This window comes from Acetobacter thailandicus (assembly GCF_011516655.1).
GTDB lineage: Bacteria > Pseudomonadota > Alphaproteobacteria > Acetobacterales > Acetobacteraceae > Acetobacter > Acetobacter thailandicus.
The window spans coordinates 1-2,321 of sequence record NZ_WOSV01000033.1 but is presented as its reverse complement, the minus strand read 5'-3'; the positions used below and the strand labels follow the sequence as shown (position 1 = coordinate 2,321).

The 2,321-nt window shown below is 61.7% G+C and carries 1 protein-coding gene; it reads left to right on the top strand.

Going from position 1 to position 2,321, the window contains the following annotated elements:
* Positions 1 to 117: 117 nt before the first annotated feature.
* On the top strand, positions 118 to 2,321 hold a 2,204-nt coding region (gene traA / locus GOB58_RS12830; protein WP_173560455.1), incomplete at its 3' end, for a Ti-type conjugative transfer relaxase TraA.

Genomic DNA, 2,321 nt, shown 5'->3' with positions numbered 1-2,321 from the left:
GACGAGAACCGCGTCACTTATCCTGCGTAATCAATTTCTGTGGCGTAATCATGTTTAAGTGCGCGCTTATACGTCACTGCGTGACGTGCGCTTATTGTGTGTGCTATGATTGGGGTCATGGCGATCTATCACCTGCATGCAAAACTCATCAGTCGTGCCTCAGGCAGGAGTGCCGTGGCAGCTGCTGCCTATCGTGCGGCTTCGCGTCTGCATGACGCGCGACTGGAGCGTGCCCATGACTTTTCGAACAAGAGTGGTGTGGTGCATTCAGAGATCCTGCTGCCCGATGGCACGCCGGAACGGTTTCTCGACCGGTCTGTTCTGTGGAACGAGGTTGAAGCGATCGAGAAGCGCAAGGATGCCCAGCTTGCCCGCGAGGTGGAATTTTCACTCCCGCGCGAAATGACTCAGGCGCAGGGGATCGTGCTGGCACAGGATTTCGTGCGGGAGCAGTTTACAGAGCGCGGCATGGTTGCTGATCTCAATGTGCACCGGGACATCGGTGAGGACGGACAGGCGAAGCCCCATGCACATGTGATGCTGTCCACGCGGTCAGTGGATGAGAACGGTTTTGGTGCAAAAGAGCGCTCCTGGAATAACAGGGAATGTCTGCTGACATGGCGGGAGCGATGGGCCTCGCTTGTTAATGAACGGCTGGTGGAGCTGGATCTGGATGTGCGGATTGACCATCGGTCCTTTGCAGAGCAGGGGATTGATCTTGAGCCGCAAAACAAAATCGGTCCGGCCGGGATGCGCCGTGAAGAGCGGGGAGAGGATGCTGAGCGGGTTGCTGAACATCTGGAGATCGCGCGGCGCAATGGCGAAAAGCTTCTGGCTGAGCCGCATATGGCTCTGGAGGCACTGACCCGGCAGCAGAGTACCTTTACCCGTCAGGATCTGGCGCGCTTTGTGGACCGGCATACGGCGGATGCAGAGCAGTTCAGTGCCGTCATGGTCAGGGCGGAGGCCTGTCCGGAGCTGGTCGCCCTCGGGAAAGACGGGCACGGGCGGGAACGGTTCTCCTCGCGGGAGATGATCGGGGTCGAGCAGCGTCTGGAAGACATATCACTCGCGATGGGGCAGTCTCAGGGGCATGCAATGAAGCTGTCTGTCAGGCGGGCTGCTATGGCGCAGGACGGGCTGGGGGAGGAGCAGGCTCTGGCCGTGGGTGAGGTGACGAAGTCCCGCGATCTGTCTGTGGTGGTCGGTTATGCCGGGACGGGGAAGAGCACCATGCTGGGTGTGGCCCGCGCAGCATGGGAAGAGGCCGGATACCGGGTGCGTGGTGCGGCGTTATCAGGGATTGCGGCGGAAGGGCTGCAGGGCGGGGCCGGGATTGAGAGCCGTACCCTTGCCTCATTAGAGCTGGCCTGGTCCAGAGGACGGGACTGCCTGGAGCGTGGCGATGTGCTGGTGGTGGATGAGGCCGGCATGGTGGGCTCACGTCAGATGGAGCGGGTACTCTCAGCTGCGCATGAGGCTGGTGCCAAAGTTGTTCTGGTGGGTGATCCCGAACAGTTGCAGGCGATTGAGGCAGGTGGTGCGTTCCGGGCGGTGGCTGAGCGGGTCGGGTCAGTGGAGATCACAACTGTGCGCCGGCAGCGCGAAGACTGGCAGCAGGCTGCGACGAAGGAGCTTGCGACAGGACGGACAGACAGGGCTCTGGGACGCTATGAGGAAGCGGGTCTTGTGTGCGGGCATGAGACCCTTGATGAGGCCCGGGCCGGCGTGGTCCGGGGGTGGGATAAAGCCCGTCAGGCTTCACCAGAGGATAGTCAGATTATGCTGGCGCACCGGCGTGTCGATGTGCGGGCGCTGAATGAGGCTGCGCGTGAGATCCGCAGGGAGGCGGGTGAGCTGGGCGAAGATGTACTGGTTTCCACAGCTCAGGGTGAGCGGGTGTTTGCCGAAGGGGAGCGTGTCTACTTCCTGCGCAATGACCGGGAGATGGGGGTAAAGAACGGCACGCTGGGCACAGTGCGGGGCATTGAGGGATCGGCCGGGGCCGGGGATCTGGTGCTGTCGGTGCAGCTCGATGGGAAGGATGGTGTCGGTTCTGGTCGTCTCGTGTCTGTGTCGGTGGCGGAGTATGACGCGCTGGATCATGGCTATGCGGCCACCATCCATAAATCGCAGGGTGTAACGGTGGAGCGGGCCCATGTTCTGGCGACAGGAAGTATGGACCGGCACGGGGCCTATGTGGCGCTGTCGCGGCATCGGGACAGTGTCAGCATTCACTGGAGCCGGGATGATGTGGGTGACCGGGACGGGCTGGTGAAGCGGCTGTCGCGTGAGCGGCTGAAGGATACCACGCTGGATTA